We start from the raw sequence: 23,125 nt of genomic DNA on the forward strand, positions 1-23,125 counted from the left end.
CCTACTGCTCGCCCTTGGTCAGGATATCTTCGGCAAGGGCAATCGCGGTGCGGCGGTCGGATTCGGCTGCAAGGGCGAACGCCTCTTCCTGCATGCCGCGAATCCAGGGTTGATCGTGTGGCTTGGCACGCTCGAGCGCTACCGTCATCATCGCAAGCCCGCGCACGACCTTGCCGCTTTGGAACAGGAGATCGCCAAGCGTTGCCTGCGCACCGGCATGGCCCTTTTCAGCCGCCAGCTGGAGCCAGCGGCCCGCCTGCCGCACACTGGCCTTCACCCCCTCGCCCTTGAGGAACATCTTGCCCATTTCGAACTGGGCGTTGGGGTTGCGGTAATTGGCGGCGGCGCGCATGTAATATTCCTGCGCAGCGGCGGTGTTGGCCTTGACCGGGCTGCCAGGAATGCCCTTCTGCCAATAATTGCCAAGCGCCACCAGCGCGTCCGACAGGTAGCTTTCCTCAGGACTGCCGGGCTCGACCTCCTGCTCTGCAATCTCTGAAAAGAACTTGAAGGCTTCATAGTCGTTGCGGTCGACGCCATCGCCCTCGGCATACATGCGGGCGAGCTTCCAGGTCGCGCCAAGCTGGCCGTTCTCCGCGGCGTAGCGATAGGCCTCGACGGCCTGGTCCTTGTGGCCGCTCTTATAGGCGGTATAGCCGAACTGGAACACTGCCCAGGGGCTGGACTCCGCCTTGACCTCGCCCTTGTCGTCGAAGATCTTTTCGTCGAAGGCCAGCGCCGAACTCACGGAGCCGAGGGTCGAGGCGGCAACGAAAGCCGATAGGACAGTTCTCTTCACGACGTCAAATATCCGCATAGCAGTGTGTTTCTTTCGCGCCGCCTGGATGGGTGACTGCCCCATCACGAGCTGGCCCAACCGTCTGCGCATATTTCCAGATCGCGCCCGATTGGTAGTCGGTCGCGCGCGCCTTCCACCTTTTTGCCCTGTCCGCCAGTTCCTTGTCCGCAAGCGCGACCGAAAGATCGCCCTTCACGGCATCGATGGTGATGATGTCGCCGTCCCGCAAAAGGCCGATCGGTCCGCCGACAGCCGCTTCGGGCCCGACATGGCCGATGCAAAAGCCGCGCGTGGCGCCTGAAAAGCGCCCGTCGGTGATCAGCGCGACCTTGCTGCCCATGCCCTGGCCATAAAGGGCCGCCGTCGTCGACAGCATCTCGCGCATGCCCGGGCCGCCCTTGGGGCCTTCATAGCGGATGACGAGAACCTCACCTTCCTTGTAGTTGCGCTTGCTCACGGCTTCGAAGCACTCTTCTTCGCTATCGAAGCAACGCGCCGGGCCAGAAAATTTCAGCTCCGACATGCCCGCAACCTTCACAATCGCGCCTTCAGGAGCAAGGTTGCCCTTGAGGCCCACAACACCGCCAGTCACGGTAATCGGCCGATTGGCCGGACGCACCACGTCCTGGCTGTCATTCCAGGCAACATGCTCCATGTTTTCGGCCAAAGTGCGGCCAGTCACGGTCAGGCAATCGCCATGCAAATAGCCATGATCGAGCATGGTCTTCATCAAAAGCGGGATGCCACCGGCCTCGAACATATCCTTGGCGACATATTTGCCGCCGGGCTTGAGATCGGCGATGTAGGGCGTGCGCTTGAAAATCTCGGCAACGTCGAACAGGTCGAACTTGATGCCGGCCTCATGGGCAATTGCCGGCAGGTGCAGCGCCGCATTGGTCGAACCGCCGGTGGCCGACACGACAGCGGCGGCGTTCTCCAGCGCCTTCAAGGTAATGATATCGCGCGGCCTAATATTCTTGGCGACGAGTTCCATGACTTTTTCACCGGAGGCGAAATTGAAGCGGTCGCGCATCTCGTAAGGCGCCGGCGCGCCGCAGGAATAGGGCAGCGCCAGGCCGATCGCCTCGGCTACCGTCGCCATGGTGTTGGCGGTGAACTGCGCCCCGCAGGAGCCGGCCGACGGGCAAGCTGCCTGCTCGATTTCGAGCAGGTCTTCATCCGAGATCGAACCTACCGAATGCTGGCCGACCGCCTCGAACACATCCTGGACGGTGATCTGGCGGCCGCGATAGCTGCCTGGAAGAATGGAACCGCCATAGATGAAGACCGATGGCACGTTGAGCCGCACCATCGCCATCATCATGCCCGGCAGGGACTTGTCGCAACCGGCAAGCCCCACGAGCGCGTCGTAGCAATGGCCACGCATCGTCAGCTCGACGGAATCGGCAATCACATCGCGTGAGACCAGCGAGGATTTCATGCCCTGATGGCCCATGGCGATACCATCGGTCACGGTGATGGTGCAGAATTCGCGCGGCGTGCCGTTTGCCGCCGCAACGCCCTTCTTGACCACCTGCGCCTGGCGCATCAGCGAGATATTGCAGGGAGCCGCCTCGTTCCAGCAACTGGCGACACCGACCAGCGGCTGCGCGATTTCGGCTGCCGACAGGCCCATCGCATAAAGATAAGAGCGATGCGGCGCGCGCGCCGGTCCTTCGGTCACGTAGCGGCTCGGCAGTTTTGCCTTCGAAATAACCTTCGCGTCCATTTCTACCCCTGCCGCACTGGTCGCGGCCCCTCCGGTCGGGCGCAAAACCTCAACGCCGTCCGAAGCCCTTTCGACGTGCTCCGGGTTTATGGCGGGAACTTGGCAGATTGCCCTCACCCCGTTGTAGCGCACAGCTTGCCAACAGAGTGTTGCTGAATCGTCACAAAGCGTGTGCGATCTGCAGATATCGGGGTAAGGGACTCGGCATTCGGGAGGCACAAAAGCCACGGGCGACCATGGGTCGCCCGTGATTCTCTGCTCTCATACTGCGGGTAGAGGCCGGTGCGGTTACAGCACCGACGATATTCTCAGTTCGTCGACGCCATCACGCGCATAGATGTCGTCGCGGAAATGCACCACGCGGTCGCCGGTCGACCAGGCCGAGACATAGGTGAAATAGACCGGAACCGGATCGGTAAGCTGGACCGGCGTGCTTTCGCCGGTCTTGATTGTCTGCTCGAAGCGCTGGCGGGTCCAGCCATCGGTGCCCTTCAATAGCCAGGTCACCAGGTCGCGCACGTTCTGCACGCGAACGCAGCCGGAGGAATCGAAGCGCATCAGCTTGGAAAACAGGCTCTGCTGCGGCGTGTCGTGCATATAGACCGCATGCGTATTGGGGAAATTGATCTTGACCGAGGCCATGGCATTGATGGCGCCCGGGTCCTGGCGGAAGCGGAACTTGGCTGCGTCCTCCGTCGACCAGTCGATGGTGGACGGATCGATCTCATTGCCATCCGGCCCGAGAATGCGGATGCTGTTCTTGGTCAGATAGGTCGGATCCTTGCGCATCAGCGGGATGATGTCCTTGCGGACGATCGATTCCGGCGCGTTCCAGTAAGGATTGATGATGATCTCGTTGATCTTGGAATTGAGGATCGGCGTCTGGCGGTCGATCTTGCCGACAATGGCGGTATGGCGCAGCACGACACGCCCGTTCTCGACAGCCTCGATCTGCGCCGCCGGAATATTGACCATCACATAGCGGTAGTCCAGGGGACCGGGCATGGCACGCAGACGTGCCAGATTGGTCTCAAGTTGTCCGAGCCGCACCGGGGCTGAGACATTCATGGCAGCGTAGGAATATTTGCCAAGAACGCCGTCCGACGGCAGGCCATGCCGAGCCTGGAAGCGCTTGACCGCCGCATCGACATAGGTATCGAACACCGGAGAAATACCAGCCTGTGTCGACAGATCGCCTGAAACCATCAGCCGCTTGCGCAAGACCACGACATCGGGGTCCTCGACACCGAGTTGCAGCTTTTTGGTGTCCGGCACAATCGGCCAGCCGCCCTGGGCGACGATGTTCTGGTAAACGCCGATCGCCTGCTCGATATAGGAAACCGTCTGGGGGCTGAAAATGGGCAGGTTGGAGGCAACCTTGCCGCCTTCGCTGGCGCGGGCATCGAATGTGTCGTCCCAATTGCCGCGGCGCGACGAATTCAGGATATCGCCGATCACATTCTGCGCGAAAGCTGCACCTGAAAGGCTTGTGGCAGCGAGCGCGCCTGCAGCAGAAAGAAAGGACCGGCGAGTTGTGTTCATGGACATTCCAGACATCTATCCTGCGTTGCAACGATCGGACAACTTTGTCGGGATTTTAGGGCGATCAGCGTTAACAATTCGCCAACCATATCCCCGCACCCATCCGGTGCCTAAGCGCAAATTTCGGCGGGAGGCATCCGGCAAACGATCAAGCCCAGCTTGACGGTCCATTCCAGCATCCCGGTTTTCACCGGAATATGGCGTTTGCATGGCACCGTGGCAGATGAGGAGCCGATAGACGGCATGGCTGCTCGCCGGCAGGCTGTCGGAGTGGCTAGAAAGCCACAGGATTGGCCCATGAAAAAGAGGCCGGTGTCTTGCCCGACACCGGCCATGACTGGAGATTTATCGATCGCGGCTCGTTGGCCTGGCAGCGATCCTGGAAGATTACATGCGATACGCAATCGTATCGTTCCAGAAGCGATCCAGCCGCTGCAAAGCGCGGTTCATCTGCTGGAATTCCTCGGCATTGATGCCGCCGACCTGCTCGATCGAGCCGATATGGCGCTCATAGAGCCCACCGACCACTTCGGCCACTTCGGCGCCCTTCTCCGTCAGACTGACCCGCACCGAACGGCGGTCGATGCGCGAGCGCTGGTGGTTGATAAAGCCGAGTTCCACCAGCTTCTTCAGGTTATAGGATACGTTCGAGCCCAGATAATAACCGCGTGAACGCAATTCGCCGGCGGTCAACTCGGCATTGCCGATGTTGAACAGCAGCAGAGCCTGGATGGCGTTGATGTCGCTGCGACCATTGCGGTCGAACTCATCCTTGACGACGTCAAGCAAACGACGGTGCAATCTTTCAACAAGCTGCAGCGATTCCATGTAAAGGGAACGGATCGCTTCACGGCGATCGTCGGATACATTAGCGGTCTTCGCCGCCGGACGCGAATTGATCATTGTCTTGCCTCTCGTTTGTCGCCCGGTGATTGTTTGTTTTTCTCACCTTGATCGCGACACTATCGAATACACATAAAATTCGACTTAAAGGCCAAGCTTAACAATGCCTTACTGGAAGCTACCTTCCCAAGAGGGTTAATAAATGGCGCGCCGGAGGGCGCTTGTTAACCATGGCGCTGCGTGCGCCGCTTCTGGAAGAAAATGACCAGCCGGAACCCCACATAGAGAGCCGCAACGCAGATGTGGGAGATGACGACTGCCGAACGGCTGCCGAAGAGTTCGGGAAAGCCCGCATACATGGTGATTTCGGCTGCCGCACAGATGGCCCATATCACCGGCCCCCAGGAGGCCAGCATCCACAGGCCGATGGCTGCGAATGGATAGAACACCGCGAGCGTCATGGCAGCCACCTGCCAGTAGACCGGCATGGTGTCGATGCGCCAGAGCGGCCCGTCATAAAAGCCGATCAGCCTGATCCAGTAAAGGACGCCAAACAGCAGGCAATAAGCGGCAACGAGCCGCAGAAACCAGGCAAATGCCGTCTCGGCAAGCGAAGGCCCGATGGACGCACCCGTGACGGCATTGTCGCTCACAGGTCGAGGTCCCCGCCTGGCAAGGGCGCGAAATAGGCATCGACCGCCGCCGGGTCGAGTTTATCGAAGGTAGCCGGGTTCCAGATCGGCGTAGACCCCTTGTCGATGAGCACGGCGCGGATGCCCTCATAGAAATCATGACCTGAAAGCATCCGGTTGACGATTCGGAACTCCATGCGCATGCATTCGTCCATCGACAGGGTCGAGCCGGTCGCAATTTGCCGGAACGCAACGCCAAGGCTGGTCGGAGAACGGGTGCGCATGGTCGCAAGGGTCTTGGCGGCAAATTCGTCGGACGCGGCAGCGCGCTCCAGGCTCTGCAGCAGCTCTGCAAGCGAGGGCTGTGAAAAATGCAAGGCGATCGACTGCAGCACGGCCCGGTCGGTTTCCCGTTCAGCAGGCTTGAACACCTCGCGCAGAGCCGTTCCGGCATCGCCTGTTTCCGCCAGCCGCTCGATCAGCCCGCCCAGATATTCAGCCTGCACCGTATGCGTCGCCAGGCCGGACCACAGCGCATCGCCATAACGGATGCGGTTTCCCGTAAGGCCCAGATACATGCCGAAGCTGCCGCCGAGGTCAGGCAGGAGATGGCTGCCGCCCACATCGGGGAAGAAGCCGATGCCGACCTCGGGCATCGCGAATTGGGCATTTTCGGTCATGACACGATGAGAGCCATGGCACGAAATGCCGACGCCGCCGCCCATGACTATACCGTCGATCAGCGAGACATAGGGCTTTGGGAAACGGGCGATATGTGCGTTGAGGCGGTATTCGTCAGCGAAGAAATCCACCGGAGGGTTGCCCGCGCGCCCACCCTCATAGACCTGGAGAATATCGCCGCCGGCACAAAACGCCCTGCCCTCGGCCTTGACGATGACGACGGCAATCTGCGGGTCCGCCTCCCAGGCCTTCAGCGCCCGTGCCAATGCCTTGATCATCGAGTGATTGATGGCATTGAGTGCCTTGGGCCGGTTCAGCGTGACGATGCCGGCCTTGCCCTTCTGCTCGAAAATGATCTCGTCGCCGCCACCGAAATCCATGCCACATCCTTCCTCAACGATCCGAAGCCAGTGCTAATGACCTGCCAAAGGTGCGTCAATCTTTCTGGCCCACGCCAAGTTGTTGGTGGTGGACAAGATGACATGTTAGGACATGCACAAAATGACAAAATAGCCTGGTGACCAGAATGAAATCCCCTCTCTCCCGCTCCGTCGATGAAATTACCGGCAGCAGAAGATTGCGCCGCATGCGAAAGAGCGCCTGGTCGCGACGGCTGGTGCAGGAAAACAGGCTTACCGTCGATGATCTGATCTGGCCGATCTTCATCATCGAAGGCAAGGACCGGCGCGAGCCGATCGCGGCCATGCCCGGCGTGTTCAGGCTTTCGCCGGACGTGGCCGTCAAGGAAGCAGAGCGGGCGGCCAAGCTCGGCATTCCAGCCATCGCGACTTTTCCCAACGTCGAGAACGAGCTGCGCGACCAGACCGGCTCGCATATCCTCGACCCGCAGAACCTCATCAATCGCACCACGCGCGCCATCAAGGAAGCCGTGCCCGAGATCGGCATCATCACCGATGCGGCGCTCGATCCTTTCACCAGCCATGGCCATGACGGCATCCTGCGCGACGGCGTCATCGTCAATGACGAGACCGTGGAACAGGTCACCGCCGCCGCCGTGATCCAGGCGGCCAACGGCGCCGACATCATAGCGCCGTCCGACATGATGGATGGCCGCATCGGCGCAATCCGCGATGCACTCGACGCCAACGGGTTCCAGGACGTCGCCATCATGTCCTATGCAACGAAGTTCCATTCGGCCTTCTATGGCCCCTACCGCGATGCAATCGGCACAGGCGGACGCCTGCAAGGCGACAAGAAGACCTATTATCTCGACCATGCCAACAGCGACGAGGCGGTGCGCGAGGCCGAGCAGGACATTCTGGAAGGCGCCGACATGCTGATGGTCAAGCCCGGCCTGCCCTATCTCGACATCATCCGCCGGCTGAAGGACGAACTCAGGATGCCGACCTTCGCCTATCAGGTCTCGGGCGAATATTCGATGATCAAGGCGGCTGGCGACAATGGCTGGATCGACGGCGAAAAGGCCATGCTGGAAAGCCTGCTCGCCTTCAAGCGGGCCGGATGTGACGGCATCCTGACCTATTTTGCGCCGGAAGTGGCGCAGATCCTCAAGGGTTAGGCCTGAACCTACCCGCAAGCGGCAGGTGCCAAACCTTGAATCCCTATCGCATTTTCCCCATTTCAGTCCGGATGGGCGGCTATCTGGCACCCGCAGGAAGGAAACCGGATGAGTGCACGAATTCACGAAGGCGAGATCATCACCACGCGGCTTGATGACGTGCGCGCCTATGACGGCGTTCTGACACGCAGGGTCATCGCCTTCTGCATCGATTACCTCATCATCGGGCTTCTGCTCATTCCGGTGGCCATTCTGGTCTTCCTGCTCGGCATCATCACGCTGGGTCTGGGATGGGCATTGTTCGGCATTCTTGGACCGATGGTGGCGCTTATCTATGTCTGGAACACGCTTGGCGGCCCCAACCAGGCAACGACGGGCATGCGCATGATGGGTATTCGCCTCGACCGTCTCGACGGGAGGCCGGTCGACGGGCTGCTGTCGGTGGTCCATACGGTGCTGTTCTGGGCGGGCAATGTCGTGCTGACACCATTGATCCTACTTGCCACGCTTTTCACTGATCGTCGGCGCACAGTGCATGATCTGCTGCTCGGCACCGTCGTCACGCGCAGCGACCGTTGAGCCGGATTCAGGGTCGACCGAACAGTCTGGTCCAAGCAGATTTGCAGGCACGCAGGGCCTGTCACATCAATATACAGTTGAATTTTTTTTTGCTGGGGCCAAGGTAGTATGACTCGTGGGAGTTGAACCGACGCCACCATGACGCACCACACGACCCAGTCGCCTCAGTTCTTTCTAACCGCGCCTTCGCCATGCCCCTACATCGATGGCCAGTTCGAGCGGAAGGTGTTCACGCACCTCGTCGGCGAGAAGGCGTCGGAAATGAACGACCTGCTGACGCAGGGCGGCTTCAGGCGTTCGCAGAACATTGCCTACCGGCCGGCCTGCGAAACATGCCGGGCCTGCGTGTCGGTGCGAATCCTTGCCAACGAGTTTCAACCGGCCAGGAGCATGAGGCGGGTCATCCAGCACAATTCCGACCTGATCGGAGCCGTGCATGATGCCGAACCCTCGACCGAGCAATATTCGCTGTTCCGCAAATATCTCGATGCGCGCCACCGCAAGGGCGGCATGTCGGACATGACGGTCCTCGACTATGCGATGATGGTGGAAGATACCCACGTCAACACCAAGATCATCGAATATCGCCGCCGCGGCCCTGACAGCTTCATTACCGGCAAGGGTCATGGCGAACTGATTGCGGTGGCATTGTCCGACCTGATGGCCGACGGCTATTCAATGGTCTATTCCTATTTCGATCCCGATCTCGACGCGCGCTCGCTTGGCACATTCATGATTCTCGATCATATTGCCCGGGCTCGCGCGGCAGGCCTGCCCCATGTCTATCTCGGCTATTGGGTCAATGGTTCGCGCAAGATGAACTATAAGGTCCGCTTCACGCCGCAGGAGCATCTCGGGTCGAAGGGCTGGGAGCGTTATATCCCCAAGGCCGACTGACCGCGTCAGGCGCACCCGCTCACCCACCCTTCATTTCAGGAATTTCAAGTGTCTGCCGATATGTCCAACCACGCGAAGGGGCTCGCGTTGACCGCCTTCGGCGGAATGATGCTGACGGTCGATATACCGTTGATCCGACTTGCCGACGGCAATGCCTGGAGCATCATGCTGATGCGCAGCGGCGCGACTTTCCTCTCGGCAATCCTGATCTGGAGCATCCTGCGCATGGCAGGCAAGAATGTTCCCCAACTGATACCTGGCCGCGTCGGGCTGGTAGTCGCCGCCCTTTATTCGATGGGCACGATTGCCTTCATGCTTGCCGTTTTCAATACATCCACGGCAAATCTTGTCTTCATCCTCGCCTTCAACTCCATGTTTGCAGCATTGCTGTCATGGATATTCCTGAAGGAACGCCCTCGCCCCATCACAATCCTGGCGATGTTCCTGATGCTGGCCGGCGTGCTGATTATCGTCAGCGACAGTATCGGCACAGGCAACCTCCTGGGCGATCTGCTGGCACTGGCCAATGCTTTCCTGCTTGCCTCGGCCATCACCATCAGCCGCGCCAGCGGCAAGGATATGGGCTTCACCGCGCTCGTGGCCGTCATCGTGCCGTTCAGCGTGGCCGCCTTCATGGTTTCGCGCACCGGTTTCCAGGTCGACGTGCCGTGGTGGATCCTTCTCAACGGCGCGGTGGTGATGCCGGTCGCCTTCTTCTGCCTCGCCAACGGCCCGAAATATATTTCCGGCCCCGAGGTGGCCATGTTCTACCTGCTGGAAACCGTATTCGCCCCGGTCTGGATCTGGATGATCTTTTCCGAGGTGCCTACGCGCAACAGCATGATCGGCGGGACAATCCTCATCATCACCCTCATTGTCCATTCGCTATGGCTGCTGCATGCCGGCCGCAAACGGCGCGCGGCACTGGCTGTCAGGCATACGGCTTAAACCTGATCTGCGCCGGCGCCGAAAGCCGACGCGCCTTGATATACATCGTAGCGCGATATATGTTTAGGGAGGTCGTCGTGACATCGACGGCTTGCAGATACGTCGGCTCAGGAGATAGCAACCATGGAAGCTCCTAGCGTTCTGGACGAAAAGGCAAGAGCGAAAGACGCTCCCGCCGCACAACACCAGCCAAGCCCCGACGAAATCACCTATGCACAAGCCGACGAGCAGCGACGCCGCATCCAGTCAAGGCTGCAGGAGAAGCTTGAGGCGGCAAGAGGCGTGGACTGGGAACTTCTCAGCCTCGAATTCCGGCGTGACCTCTTGATCCTGGCCGATGAATTCGGCCGCTGGGCGCGCTATCTCGACACCACCTTCGACAAGCAGGCCAAATCACGCTGACGGGACCAGGCGGGCAATTTCGCCCGCCATCCACGGCCCCACGGCTATTATTCCGCCGCCACCTTCATGTCATGCCTGTCGTGGTCCAGCACATGCAGGTTGGACTTGGCCCGACTGTCCGCCTCGTCGGCGGCGTTGGGCTTGAGCAACCAGCGGAACAGCCTGGCCACGGCAATCGCCGCATCATCCATGATCGTATAGAAGGACGGTACGAAGACCAGCGACAGGCAGGTTGACACGAGGAGCCCGCCGATCACCGCAATCGCCATCGGCGCGCGGAATTCGCCGCCGTCGCCTAGCGCCAGCGAAGCCGGGATCATGCCGGCCGACATGGCGATAGTGGTCATCACGATCGGTCGCGCCCGCTTGCGGCCGGCATCGATGATCGCCTCGGCCCGCGACAGGCCCTGCCTCGTTTCCTCGATGGCGAAATCCACCAGCATGATGGCGTTCTTGGTGACGATGCCCATCAGCATCAAAATGCCGATCACCACAGGCATGGAGACCGCCGAATTGGTGAGCCACAGGGCGGCGACCACGCCGCCGATTGCGAGCGGCAGCGACCCCAGAATGGTGAAGGAGTGGAACACCGAGCCGAAAAGCAGGATCAGCACCACCAGCACCAGCATCAGACCGGTGGTCATGGCGGTGGCAAAGCCGGCAAACACCTCGCCCATGATCTCGGCATCGCCGGTTTCCTGGATACGGGTGCCGGCCGCCATGTTCTTCACCTCAGGCAGCGCCCATACGATGCCAAGCCCTTCGCTCAATTCCGCGCCCGGCGCCATATCCGCGCTGATGACGACACGCCGCTCACGATTGTAGCGGGCAATGGAGGACGGCCCCTGCCCGAAGTGGATTTCGGCCACCGACGACAGCGGAACGGTCACGCCACTTGGCGTGGGCACAGGAAGTTCGCGGACCACCGACAGGTCGTCCTTTGCGCTCTCTTCCAGTTGAACCCGGATGGGAATCTGGCGGTCGCCAACGGTGAATTTGGCGAGGTTTTCGTCAATATCGCCCATGGTGGCGATGCGCAGCGTCTCCGACAGCGTCGCCGTGGAGATGCCAAGCTCGGCCAGCCGGTCGAAATCAGGAACGATGGTCACTTCCGGCCGATCGAGAGCGGCATTCGAGGTGACGGCGCGGAATTTGCCGGTTTCGGTCATCGCGCTCTGGATTTTGCGCGCCTCGCGGTCGAGCAGCGCACCGTCCGTGCCCATCACGCCGAAGGCCAGTGCACGCTCGCCACGGTCATTGACGAAATAGGCGCGGACATCAGGCACCGTTTCCAGCTTCCTGAGCAGAATTTCCTCGATCTCGTGCTGGGGCCGGTCGCGCAGGCTCTTGTGCAGAAGGTCGGCTACCACGGTCGCGCGGCGCGGCTCCAGCGTACCCGTCGGGCTTGCCCCGCCAACCACATAGACATTCTCGACTTCGGGCAATTCGCGCATCAGGCGGGTGACTTCGTCGGTCGCCTCGCGCGTGTCTTCCAAACGGCTGCCGGGCGGCAGTTCGAGCGAAAAGACGATGCGGCTGGCATCCTCGCGCGGAATGAAGCCGGATGGCAGGAAGCCCATCGCATAGATGGAACCGGCAAAGAAGGCGATACCTGCAATCAGCGTCAGCCAGCGGTAGCGCAGCGTGGTTGCCAGGAACGAGACATAGGCATTCATGACCCAGCCCGGTTTCGGCTCTTCATGGTTGCCGCCGCGCAGGAAATAGGCCGCCATCATCGGCGTGATCAGCCGCGCGACCAGCAGCGAGAAGAACACGGCCACCGCCACCGTCAGCCCGAACTGCTTGAAATACTGGCCGGCAATGCCGCCCATGAAGGACACCGGCGCAAACACGGCGATGATCGTGGCCGAGATCGCGATAACGGCAAGGCCGATTTCGTCGGCGGCCTCGAGTGCGGCACGGTAAGGCGACTTGCCCATCTTGACGTGGCGCACGATGTTTTCGATCTCGACGATGGCATCGTCGACGAGAATGCCGACAACCAGCGTGATGCCGAGCAGGCTGACCAGATTGAGCGAAAAGCCCATCATGTCGAGCGCCCAGAAGGTGGGGATGATGGATAGCGGCAGGGCTGTTGCCGCGATGATCGTCGCGCGGAAATTGCGCAGGAACAAAAGCACCACGATGACCGAGAGTGCCGCCCCCTCCAGCAGCATTTCCATGGCCGAATCGTAATTGCCTTCGGTATAGGCCACCGAATCATCGACCTTGGTGATCGAGACGCCCGGATGCGCGGCTTGCAAATCGGCAATCGCCTTTTCGGCCCGCTCGTTGACCTCGACGTCGCTTTCCCCCTTGCCGCGGAAGATGCCGAAGGAAACGACGGTCTGGCTGTTTACACGCGAGAAGGATTTCGGCTTGGCCCAGGAATCGCTGACGGTGGCGATGTTGGACAGGCGGACCTTGCGGCCGCCCGAAAGCGGTATCTCGAGCGCCTCGAGGTCCGCGATGTCCTTTGCGCCGCCAAGCGTGCGGATCGACTGGTCGCGATTGCTGAAATCGGCGCTGCCGCCGGTCAGGTCGATATTGGCGACACGCAGGGCACGGTTGACGTCGCCTGCCGTCACACCGAGCGCATTCAGCCGGTTCGGATCGAGTTCGACCTTGATCTCGCGGGTGACGCCGCCATATCGATCGACGCGCGCCACGCCTTTGAGGCCTTGCAGCTTGCGGATCACCGTATCGTCGACGAACCAGGACAGTTCCTCCAGCGTCATCGCAGGGGCTGAAACGGCATAGGTCAGGATCGCCTGGCCTTCGACATCGATGCGGTTGACGACGGGGTCATCTGCCGTCGCCGGCAGGTCGGAACGGATGCGCTCCACGGCGTCCTTGACGTCGTTGACCGCAGTTTGCGTGTCGACCTCAAGCCGGAACTCGACCACCGTTTGCGAATTGCCCTCGGTGATCGTGGAGACGACATTCTTGACGCCTGAAATATTGGCAACGGCATCCTCGACCCGCTTGGTCACCTGCGTCTCAAGCTCGCTCGGAGCGACGCCCGGGTCCAGAACCGTCACTGAAACCAGCGGAAGGTCGATATTGGGGAACCGGGTGATCGGCAGCTTGCCAAAGCTCATCAGGCCAAGCACGGCCAGCACGATGAAAAGCAGGATCGGGACGACCGGGTTGCGGATGGCCCAGGCTGAAAAGTTCCAGTTCATGGCTTGGGCACTCCGGCTATCTGCTCGCGAACCGGCGTCACCAGATCGCCATCGGCAACGAATGTGCCGGCGCGCGAAACCACTTCCTGGCCCTCGGCCAGCCCTGACTTGACCTCGACAAAGCCACCCGCCCTGACGCCCAGCGTAACCGGCATGGACTTGATCCGATCACTCTCGACTATCTGCAGCAGCGCTCTGCCGCCGTCGAATAACACCGCCGAGTCTGGCACCGCGACGCCCTGATTGCGGAGGATCTCGATTTCGCCATGGGCAAAATTGCCGGCGCGCGCGATATCATGGGTATCGAGCGCGATACGGATCGAGCCGAGCCGCGAGTTCTGGTTGATTTCCGGCGAAATACGGCGGATGCGGCCGGTGAGCTTCTGCGGCGCCCCGGCGATGGCGATCTCGGCCTTCATGCCCTTGGCGAGTGTCGGCAATGCGGTTTCGGCGACCGTGGCGGCAAGCTCCAGCTTGCCATCGATGGCGATGCGGAACAGCGGCCCGCTGCCGGCTGAAACGATACCACCCAGCGTGGCGTTGCGCTCCAGGATCAGCCCGTCTGCGGGGGCGCGCACTTCCGTCTTGTCAATCTGGAGCTGGATATTCCGTTTCTGCGCGTCGATGACGCCAAGCTGCGCCTGCGCGGCGGCCCGGGCCCTCTTGGCCGAGAGAAGCTTGGCACGAGCGCTGTCGGCGGCGTTGACCGCATCATCCAGCTGCGCCTTGGCCGCCACGCCCTTCTGTTGCAGGGCGCGAGCGCGTTCGAGGGTTTCATTCGCCTGCTTCAAGCCAACTTGGGCATCCACTATCTGGGCGTCCATCTGCGCGATACTGGCTTCGGCTTGGGCCCGACTGGCCTCAACCTGCGCAAGCTGTGTGTCGAGCGATGACCGGTCCAGAACGGCAAGGACATCCCCCTTACTGACCCTGTCGCCGAGGTCGGCGTTGAGAGCGGTGACGGTCAATCCGTTGAGATCGGTGCCGGCGGCCGCCTCCTCACGCGCAACCACCGTTCCGGTGACGGACAGCTTTTCGACAAGTTCGCGCCGCTCGGCAGTAACCACACGAATTGCGGGCGGCTTCTGCTTGACGATGGGTTCGGTTTCAGGCGCGGCGAAGGAGGTCGGCGCGATGGTGGCGACAACAGCGCCGCCGGCCAGAAGTGCGGCGACAGACACGGCAAGAATCGTGTTGCGGGACATGGTGATACCGACTTGAGTTCGAGTGATGCGTAAATGCTATCGACTGTCTGCGGTGGTGCGTCCGGTTGGCCGAAGCATGCCTTCGACCATTGCCCTCAGGAGAATTTCAAGATTGGCGACCGGCACGCCAAGCGACGGCAGGTCGTTGAGCGCAATCCCCTCGCCGATCGCCATGAACGCGGCCATCAGTGTATCGAGATCGACGGGCGGATCGATCTCTCCGCGCTCGGTGGCGAGGCGAACGCGCTCGCGGATGATCTCGTAGACCTGCTGCTGGCACTTCAGGCAGGTGGTCTGGATCGTCTCGTTGCGGGTCGACTCGGCACGAATTTCGGCAAAAAGCGCTGCATTGCCGCGCTCATGCACATGGGTGATATGGGCGACCGCCGCCTCGACCAGCCCATCCACGATGGACGGGTTTTCGAGGAAGGTAATGAAGCTCTCGATGTCCTGCTGGCGGTCCACCTCGCAGATCGCCTCGATGATGGCTTCCTTGGACGGAAAATAGCGGTAGAGCGCACCCGGGCTCATCCCTACCTCGGCGCAGACCTCCTGCATGGAGGCACCCTGAAAGCCGGACCGGACAAAACAGGCCTTGGCCGCATCCAGGATGCGTTGGGTCTGTTGGTCACGGCGCTCAGCACGCGACAGAGTATAGGCATCCGCCATCGTCACCACTGTCTCCCGGCCCTGACCCTGAAAATCGTCCATCGACGTATTTCCATTTGAGAATGAACGTTCGCTCTTTATGCGAATGATCATTCGCGGTCAATGTGGGTAGCCATCACAACGGATAAAATCGCAAAGATGTGATCAAGGCGGTCGGTTGATGGGCGAGACTGGATCGGGTCAAGACCAGTCGGCATTCGGCACCAGCGCTGTTGCACCGTACCGGCAATGTACCGAAGGCACCGAACGCAAGGCAAACGCCCCGAAGGGCGACAAACACGGCATTCCGGCCCGCATGCGAGCCACCATACCGGACGGTCGAAATTGACGGACTCTGGAGCGGCGAATGCCCGGATAAACCCGGGCTGCCACCCTATTTGTTTGTTTTGCTGCCTTTGTGCGACGCCAAGTGTCTCCACTTGGCTGCAAAATGCATTAGCCGAAGCGGCCGGTACGCGGAAAACCCTTGGGCACCATGCGGCCGGCGGCGGCGCGCGCGCCCATCCACTCGGTCAGTTCCGCTTCAGTCCTGGTGAAGGTGCGGTCGGCCGAATCCTGCCAGGTCAAGCCAGCCTCCATCGAGAACAGCTTGACGTCGAGCACACCGCCATCCTTGTATTTTTGCAGGCGCACGCCCTTGCCGCGTCCCATTTCCGGGACTTCGGCAAGCGGGAACACCAGCATCTTGCGGTTTTCACCGACTATGGCGACATGGTCGCCCTGCACCGGCACGCAATGCTTGGCCTCGTCGGGCGCACGCACATTCATCACCTGCCTGCCCTTTCGGGTGTTGGCGATGACATCGTCTTCCGGCACCACGAAACCGTTGCCTTGTTGCGACGCGAGCAGCAGCTTGCGCTTCGGCTCGTGCACGAAGGCGGTCACGATGTCCTGGTCATTGTCCATATCCACAATGATGCGGATCGGCTCGCCATGGCCGCGGCCGCCCGGCAGGCGATCGGCGCCGATGGTGTAGAATTTGCCACCCGTGGTGAAGATCAGGATTTTGTCGGTCGTCTGGGCATGGAAGGCGAGCTTGAGGCTGTCGCCCTCCTTGAAGGTGAACAGCGAATAGTCGTTGAGGTGGCCCTTCATGGCCCGCAACCAGCCCTTTTCGGAGACGATCACGGTGACCGGCTCCTTTTCGATCATCGCCTGGTGAATATCGCTCAAATCGTGGTCGGGCGCGTCGGCGAAAGTGGTGCGACGAGCACCGAGATGCGCATTCTCCTCCGGCCCGAAATCGCGGCGGACCTTGTGCACCTGCCAGGCGATCGCCTTCCACTGCCTGGCGTCGGAGGCAAGCAATTGCTCGATCTCGCCCTTCTCGGCGCTGAGGGCGTCGAACTCCTTGCGGATTTCGATTTCCTCCAGCTTGCGCAAAGCGCGCAGCCGCATGTTGAGGATCGCTTCGGCCTGATTGTCGGTGAGCGACCAGCGGGCCATCATCACCTGCTTGGGCTCGTCCTCCTCGCGGATGATCCTGATGACCTCGTCAAGATTGAGATAGGCGATCAGATAGCCGCCAAGGATTTCGAGGCGCCTTTCAATCTCGCCCAGGCGATGGCGCGACCGGCGCACCAGCACCTCCTTGCGGTGCTCCAGCCATTCCCACAGCACATCCTTCAGCGACAGGACGTTCGGGACCTTCCCGCGCGACAGCACATTCATGTTGAGCGGGAAGCGACTTTCAAGCTCGGTCAGCTTGAACAGCGATTCCATCAAAAGGCCGGGGTCGACCGAGCGGCTCTTGGGCACCAGCACCAGGCGGATGTCTTCGGCGCTCTCGTCGCGTACATCCTCCAGCAGCGGCAGTTTACGGGCGACGAGCAGTTCGGCGATCTTTTCGATCAGCCGCGCCTTCTGCACCTGATAGGGAATTTCGGTGACCACGACATGCCAGGTACCGCGTCCCTGGTCCTCGACCGAATAGCGCGCGCGAACCCGGAAGCTGCCGCGCCCGGTTTCATAGGCATCGAGGATGGACGCCCGGCTGTCGATGATGACGCCGCCGGTCGGGAAATCCGGCCCCTGCACCAGCCCGTCGCCGGGCTGCTTGCTCATCAATTCCTCGACCGATGCGTCGGGATGCTCGATCAGATGCAGTGCGGCCGTGCACAGTTCGGCGGCATTATGCGGCGGGATGGAGGTCGCCATGCCCACGGCAATACCGGAAGACCCATTGGCCAGCAGGTTCGGGAATGCGCCCGGCAGGACGACGGGTTCCTCGTCCTCCTCATTATAGGTCAGGCGATAGTCGACCGCGTCTTCGGTGATGCCCTCCAGTAGCGCAGTCGACACTTCGGTCATGCGCGCTTCGGTGTAGCGCATGGCGGCAGCATTATCGCCGTCGATATTGCCGAAATTGCCCTGCCCGTCGACCAGCGGATAACGCACGGCGAAATCCTGCGCCAAACGCACCAGGGCATCATAGATCGACTGGTCGCCATGCGGGTGGAACTTGCCCATCACCTCGCCGACGATGCGCGCGCATTTGGCGAAACCCTGATCCGGATTGAGCCGCAGCAGCCGCATGGCATGCATGATGCGCCGATGCACCGGTTTCAGCCCGTCGCGTACGTCCGGCAGCGCCCGATGCATGATCGTCGACAACGCATAGGCAAGATAGCGCTCTTCCAGCGCCTTCTTCAGATCGACCGGTTCAATGTGATCGCCATCGCCGGCACCCGGCGGCAAAAGCCCTTTTCCCATGGCCTCCGACTATCCGAGCGGGTGATTCGCGGCAAGGAAAAACGAATCATGCGATGGCCAATGGGCTGGATTAGTCACTTGTCCGACCAGGAAAATCTTCCATTTGCCTTTTGCCGGCATTTTCTATCAATGTGTCGCCTGAATGCCTAAACGGTCCTGCGATGGTGAAGCAAGCAGGCCAACCATTTGGTTCCCAAGAAAAAATCGCCACGCAGGAAAGACAAATGACCATCTGCCGCTCCACCCTCGTCAAGCTCGCATTCTCAACCGCCTTGTTGACGCTCCCCCTTCAGACCGCCCTGGCACAGGACGCAAATGCGGTTGCCGAGCGGTTCCGGACGTTGATGACCAAGCAAGGCGTCGAAGTCAGTTGGACCGGTGTGAGTGGCGATGCCGACGAAATGGTCATCGAGGGCGCGGCGTTCGGCGTGCCGGGCGAGGAAGACCGCTTCCAGGTCGGCAAGCTGACCTTCGAGGACGTCAGCGAGAAAGACGGCGGATATCGCATCGGCACGATCAGCACCGAACCCTATCATTTCAATCAAGACAAGCTGGCGATCGACGTCAGCGCAATGACCTTCAACGGCGTGCTGCTTCCGGCTGCGGAGGATACCGATCCGGTGAAATCGCTTCTGATGTATGAAACCACGGAACTTGCGAGCGTCGAGGTAAAGCTTGATGACAAGCCGCTGTTTTCACTTACCAATCTGAGTGGCGAAATCACGCCGCCGAGCGACGGCAAGCCGATGGAATTCACCGGGGCGGTGGAGAAATTTACCGCTGACCTTACTGTGGTCGAAGATCCCGCATCAAAGGCCGTGATCGAAGGCCTCGGCTACCAGACCATCAGCGGCAATATCGAAATGGCAGGTTCGTGGCAGCCGACCGACGGCCGCATGGCGCTGACCCAGAACGATATCACCATCGATGACGCCGGCACGTTGGGATTCAGCTTCGATATTGGCGGCTATACGCCGTCCTTCATGCAATCGCTGCAAGACCTGCAGAAGAAAATGGCCGACCAACCGGCCGGGGCCGACGATTCGGCGCAAGGCCTGGCCATGCTGGGGCTGATGCAGCAATTGACCTTCCACGGCGCCAATATCCGCTTCGACGACGATTCCCTCACCGGCCGGGTGCTGGAATATTTTGCCGAGCAGCAGGGCATGAAGCCCGAGGACATTGCCAACCAGGCCAAGGCAATCGTGCCGTTCCTGACGGCGCAACTCAACAACCCCGAACTGTCGGGCCAGATCACCGCCGCGCTCAACACATTCCTCGACGATCCGGAAAGCCTCGAGATCACGGCGGCACCCGCCTCGCCCGTTCCCTTCGCGCTGATTGCGGCCGGCGGAATGGCTGCCCCGCTGGAACTGCCCAAAACCCTCGGTGTGAGCGTCACGGCGAATGCCGACTGACAAAAAAGCCCGGCAGCGATGCCGGGCTTTTTCATGAATCGAATGAATGGGTTGCCCCGGCTTCCTATTCTTCTTTCCTGGGCGCGACCACCCGCAACGACAGTTCGCGCAACTGGGTTGGCGTAGCCTCGGCCGGCGAACCCATGAGCAGGTCCTGCGCCTGCTGGTTCATCGGGAACAGCGTCACCTCGCGCAGGTTCTTGGCACCGACGAGCAGCATCACCACACGGTCGATGCCGGCAGCCATGCCGCCATGCGGCGGCGCGCCATATTGGAACGCACGATAAAGGCCGCCGAACTGTTCTTCGACCTCTTCGCGGGTCTTGCCCGTCAGTTCAAACGCCTTGACCATGAGTTCGGGCAACTGGTTGCGGATCGAGCCGGACGCGATTTCGAAGCCATTGCAGACGAGGTCGTACTGATAGGCCTTGATCGTCAGCGGGTCCTGTCTGTTCAGCGCCTCCAGGCCGCCCTGCGGCATCGAGAACGGGTTGTGGGCAAAATCGATCTTCTTTTCGTCTTCGAGCCATTCATAGAACGGGAAGTCGACGATCCAGCACAGATCGAAGCGTTCGCGATCGACCAGGTTCAGTTCCTCTCCGGCGCGCGTGCGGGCATCGCCGGCGAATTTGTAGAATTTCGCCGGGTCGCCGGCGACGAAGAAGGCGGCGTCGCCATCGGCAAGCCCCAGCTGCTGGCGGATAGCTTCGGTGCGCTCCTCGCCGATATTCTTGGCGATGGGGCCGGCACCCTCGAGCTTTTCGCCTTCCTTGCGCCAGAAGATATAGCCGAGGCCCGGCTGACCCTCACCTTGCGCCCAGGAATTCATGCGGTCGCAGAACGCTCTGCTGCCACCGGTCTTGGCGGGAATTGCCCAAACCTCGACCTTCGGGTTGGAGGCGATCATGCCTGCAAACACCTTGAAGCCCGATCCGGCGAAATGTTCGGTGACCTGCTGCATCTCGATCGGGTTGCGCAGGTCCGGCTTGTCCGTGCCGTAGGTACGCAGCGCCGTGTCGTAGGGGATGCGCCGGAACTGCTGCGTGACCGGCTTGCCATCGGCAAACTCTTCGAACACGCCGCGCATCACCGGCTCCATCGTGTTCCAGACGTCTTCCTGCGTCACGAAGCTCATTTCGAGGTCGAGCTGGTAGAATTCGCCCGGCAGGCGGTCGGCCCGCGGGTCCTCGTCGCGGAAGCAGGGTGCTATCTGGAAATAGCGATCGAAACCGGCGACCATCAGAAGCTGCTTATATTGCTGCGGCGCCTGCGGCAGCGCAAAGAACTTGCCCGGATGGATGCGGCTCGGCACCAGGAAGTCGCGTGCGCCTTCCGGGCTCGATGCCGTCAGGATCGGCGTCGAATATTCGGTGAAGCCGACCTCGTTCATGCGCTGGCGCATATCGGCAATAATCTTGCTGCGCACGACGATATTGCGATGCAGCGTCTCGCGGCGAAGGTCGAGGAAACGGTATTTCAGGCGGATGTCTTCGGGATAATCCGGCTCGCCGAACACCGGCAACGGCAATTCCTTCGCCGCCGAGAGCACTTCGATCTCGCCCGCGAAAATTTCGACCTCGCCGGTCGGCAGGTTGGCATTGACCGTCTCGGCCATGCGCGCCTTGACCTCGCCATCGACGCGGATGACCCATTCACCACGCACGGTCTCGGCCGTCTTGAAGGCGGGCGAATCCGGATCGGCGACAATCTGGGTCAGGCCGTAGTGGTCGCGCAGGTCGATGAACAGCAGACCGCCATGATCACGGACGCGATGGACCCATCCCGACAGGCGGACCTGTGATCCAACGTCTGATTTCCTCAATTCAGCGCAGGTATGGCTGCGATAACGATGCATGATGAAAATTCCGGTTCGGAGTGTTGGTGTGGATGACGCGGCACACGCCCGCAGGCGCGCCTGAAATTGGCGGGAAAAGCGCATGCGGGCCATGTTTTGTCAAGGAGAAGCGGTGTTTTGGTCCTATGGCTGGCAATCGCCGCCGCGATAGTCCACTAAGGAGGCTCCACCGGACAGATTGCCCGATGTCATCCATCCGCCCGCTTATTCCCCTTCTCATCGCCGCAGGTATCCTTCTTGGCGGCAATGGACTGCAAGGTACGCTGATAGCGATGCGCGGCGCGGAGGAGGGTTTTTCCGCCTCCACCATCGGCTTCATGGGAACCGCCTATTTCGCAGGCTTCCTGCTTGGCTGCATTGCCATCAGCCGCATCATGAAGGCGGTCGGCCATGTCCGCGCATTCGCAGCACTGGCCGCGCTGGCCTCGGCGGGCTCACTATTGCTTGTCCTGGTGATTGATCCTGTCGCCTGGTCGATCATCCGCTTCGTCTCCGGCTTCTGCTTTGCTGGATTGTTCACGACGATGGAAAGCTGGCTGAATTCCGGAGTGTCAAATCACAATCGGGCACGGGTGCTGGCGCTCTATCGCGTCATCGACATCGGCTCCGTCACAGGGGCGCAATTCCTGATCCCGATCTTCGGTGCCGACGGCTTTTCCATCTTTGCCATCATGTCGATCATGATCACCCTGTCGCTGGTGCCGGTTTCGCTCGGCGACCGCTCCAACCCGTCGCCGCCGGAAGACGTCAAGCTCGACCTGGCGCGGGTCTGGCGCATTTCGCCGCTTGGCTGCATCGGCTGTGCTGCCGTCGGCGTCACCAACAGCGCCTTCCGCACGCTCTCGCCCGTCTATGCCGAGCAGATCGGCCTATCGGTCGCCGATGTCGTCATCTTCGTCAGCGTCGGCATCATCGGCGGTGCGCTGATCCAATATCCCCTCGGCCATCTGTCCGACCGCTGGGACAGGCGCATGGTGCTGATGCTGACGACCACCGGCGCGATGCTGGCGGCCCTGGCGTTGGTATTTCTCGCCGGCCAGGCGCCCCTCTCCAATTTCGTGCTCGTCTTCTTCTTCGGGTCCTTCGCCATGCCGCTCTTTTCCCTGTCGGCTGCCCACGCCAACGACCGGGCCGAGAAAGGCGAATTCGTTCTCGTCAATGCCGCCCTGATGCTGTTCTACTCGTTCGGCGCCATTGGTGGCCCGTTTGCCGCAGCTGCCGTAATGCAATATTTCGGCCCCCATGCGCTGTTCAGCTTCTCGGCTGCCGTCTACGCCACCTTCCTGCTGATCACGCTGCACCGGATGCGGGTAACCACCAGCGTGCCGGCAAACCGGCGTCGGCCCTTTACCGCATTGCTGCGAACCTCGACGATTTTCTCGCGCCTGGCGCGGCGCCCGGGCGAACCTAGCAAGCCCAATGGCGGCGAGCAATCTTCCGCAAAGCTTGACGAACGCGCTCCAGACTGAAAGGAAATAAATTCCATTTC

At 60.9% G+C, this 23,125-nt stretch carries 18 protein-coding genes; 7 read left to right on the forward strand and 11 right to left on the reverse strand.

Annotation, left to right across the window (positions count from 1 at the left end; genetic code table 11):
- Position 1: 1 nt before the first annotated feature.
- From EET67_RS02950 to EET67_RS02975, 6 genes are all read right to left on the reverse strand, one after another.
- On the reverse strand, positions 2-817 hold the full coding sequence (locus tag EET67_RS02950) for a tetratricopeptide repeat protein (protein ID WP_128624727.1): 816 nt from the start codon (positions 815-817) through the stop codon (positions 2-4).
- Positions 804-2,528 carry a dihydroxy-acid dehydratase gene (gene ilvD, locus EET67_RS02955; protein ID WP_128624728.1) on the reverse strand — a complete coding sequence of 575 codons (1,725 nt, stop codon included), beginning with the start codon at positions 2,526-2,528 and terminating at the stop codon, positions 804-806. Before ilvD ends, EET67_RS02950 begins: the two co-directional genes overlap by 14 nt.
- A gap of 288 nt (positions 2,529-2,816) precedes the next feature.
- Positions 2,817-4,070 (reverse strand): L,D-transpeptidase family protein, encoded by a 1,254-nt coding sequence (locus tag EET67_RS02960; RefSeq protein ID WP_128624729.1) that lies wholly within the window; start codon positions 4,068-4,070, stop codon positions 2,817-2,819.
- A 387-nt stretch (positions 4,071-4,457) separates the two neighbouring features.
- The gene (ldtR, locus tag EET67_RS02965; RefSeq protein ID WP_128624730.1) at positions 4,458-4,973 is read right to left on the reverse strand and encodes a transcriptional regulator LdtR; all 516 of its coding nucleotides are present in this window, start codon (positions 4,971-4,973) and stop codon (positions 4,458-4,460) included.
- A gap of 164 nt (positions 4,974-5,137) precedes the next feature.
- Entirely contained in the window at positions 5,138-5,566 is a 429-nt protein-coding gene (locus tag EET67_RS02970) for a DUF6163 family protein (RefSeq protein ID WP_128624731.1), read from the reverse strand.
- Positions 5,563-6,606: an enoyl-CoA hydratase/isomerase family protein gene (locus EET67_RS02975; RefSeq protein WP_128624732.1), complete on the reverse strand. Its 1,044-nt coding sequence runs from the start codon at positions 6,604-6,606 to the stop codon at positions 5,563-5,565. The genes EET67_RS02970 and EET67_RS02975 overlap by 4 nt, the downstream gene beginning before the upstream one ends.
- Before the next feature lie 146 nt (positions 6,607-6,752).
- On the opposite strand from EET67_RS02975, the gene hemB reads away from it, so the two are divergent.
- The 5 genes from hemB (at position 6,753) to EET67_RS03000 (ending at position 10,592) form a co-directional block, all read left to right on the forward strand.
- Positions 6,753-7,766 (forward strand): porphobilinogen synthase, encoded by a 1,014-nt coding sequence (hemB, locus tag EET67_RS02980; protein WP_128624733.1) that lies wholly within the window; start codon positions 6,753-6,755, stop codon positions 7,764-7,766.
- 108 nt (positions 7,767-7,874) lie between these two features.
- Positions 7,875-8,345: an RDD family protein gene (locus EET67_RS02985; protein WP_128624734.1), complete on the forward strand. Its 471-nt coding sequence runs from the start codon at positions 7,875-7,877 to the stop codon at positions 8,343-8,345.
- A 138-nt stretch (positions 8,346-8,483) separates the two neighbouring features.
- A complete protein-coding gene (locus EET67_RS02990) occupies positions 8,484-9,242 on the forward strand; it encodes an arginyltransferase (RefSeq protein ID WP_128624735.1) in 759 nt (252 codons plus the stop codon).
- Positions 9,243-9,302: 60 nt separating this feature from the next.
- Positions 9,303-10,190, forward strand: a complete 888-nt coding sequence (locus tag EET67_RS02995) for a DMT family transporter (protein WP_128624857.1) — start codon at positions 9,303-9,305, stop codon at positions 10,188-10,190.
- A gap of 123 nt (positions 10,191-10,313) precedes the next feature.
- On the forward strand, positions 10,314-10,592 hold the full coding sequence (locus EET67_RS03000) for a hypothetical protein (protein ID WP_128624736.1): 279 nt from the start codon (positions 10,314-10,316) through the stop codon (positions 10,590-10,592).
- A gap of 47 nt (positions 10,593-10,639) precedes the next feature.
- Here the strand turns inward: EET67_RS03000 and EET67_RS03005 are convergent, their stop codons facing one another.
- From EET67_RS03005 to parC, 4 genes are all read right to left on the reverse strand, one after another.
- Entirely contained in the window at positions 10,640-13,777 is a 3,138-nt protein-coding gene (locus EET67_RS03005; protein WP_128624737.1) for an efflux RND transporter permease subunit, read from the reverse strand.
- Positions 13,774-14,982 (reverse strand): efflux RND transporter periplasmic adaptor subunit, encoded by a 1,209-nt coding sequence (locus EET67_RS03010; RefSeq protein WP_128624738.1) that lies wholly within the window; start codon positions 14,980-14,982, stop codon positions 13,774-13,776. The genes EET67_RS03005 and EET67_RS03010 overlap by 4 nt, the downstream gene beginning before the upstream one ends.
- Positions 14,983-15,018: 36 nt before the next feature.
- On the reverse strand, positions 15,019-15,693 hold the full coding sequence (locus EET67_RS03015) for a TetR/AcrR family transcriptional regulator (protein ID WP_165899779.1): 675 nt from the start codon (positions 15,691-15,693) through the stop codon (positions 15,019-15,021).
- A 393-nt stretch (positions 15,694-16,086) separates the two neighbouring features.
- Positions 16,087-18,363: a DNA topoisomerase IV subunit A gene (gene parC / locus EET67_RS03020; RefSeq protein WP_128624740.1), complete on the reverse strand. Its 2,277-nt coding sequence runs from the start codon at positions 18,361-18,363 to the stop codon at positions 16,087-16,089.
- Between the two features lie 224 nt (positions 18,364-18,587).
- Here parC and EET67_RS03025 point away from each other — a divergent pair, with 224 nt between their 5' ends.
- A complete protein-coding gene (locus EET67_RS03025) occupies positions 18,588-19,781 on the forward strand; it encodes a hypothetical protein (RefSeq protein WP_128624741.1) in 1,194 nt (397 codons plus the stop codon).
- 64 nt (positions 19,782-19,845) lie between these two features.
- On the opposite strand, the gene aspS is transcribed toward EET67_RS03025, so the two are convergent.
- Complete coding sequence (aspS, locus tag EET67_RS03030) at positions 19,846-21,636, reverse strand: aspartate--tRNA ligase (RefSeq protein WP_128624742.1); 1,791 nt, start codon at positions 21,634-21,636, stop codon at positions 19,846-19,848.
- A gap of 185 nt (positions 21,637-21,821) precedes the next feature.
- Between aspS and EET67_RS03035 the strand changes: the two genes are divergently transcribed.
- Positions 21,822-23,105, forward strand: a complete 1,284-nt coding sequence (locus EET67_RS03035) for an MFS transporter (RefSeq protein ID WP_128624743.1) — start codon at positions 21,822-21,824, stop codon at positions 23,103-23,105.
- Positions 23,106-23,125 lie beyond the last annotated feature (20 nt).

It is taken from the genome of Borborobacter arsenicus (assembly GCF_003934165.1).
GTDB lineage: Bacteria > Pseudomonadota > Alphaproteobacteria > Rhizobiales > Rhizobiaceae > Pseudaminobacter > Pseudaminobacter arsenicus.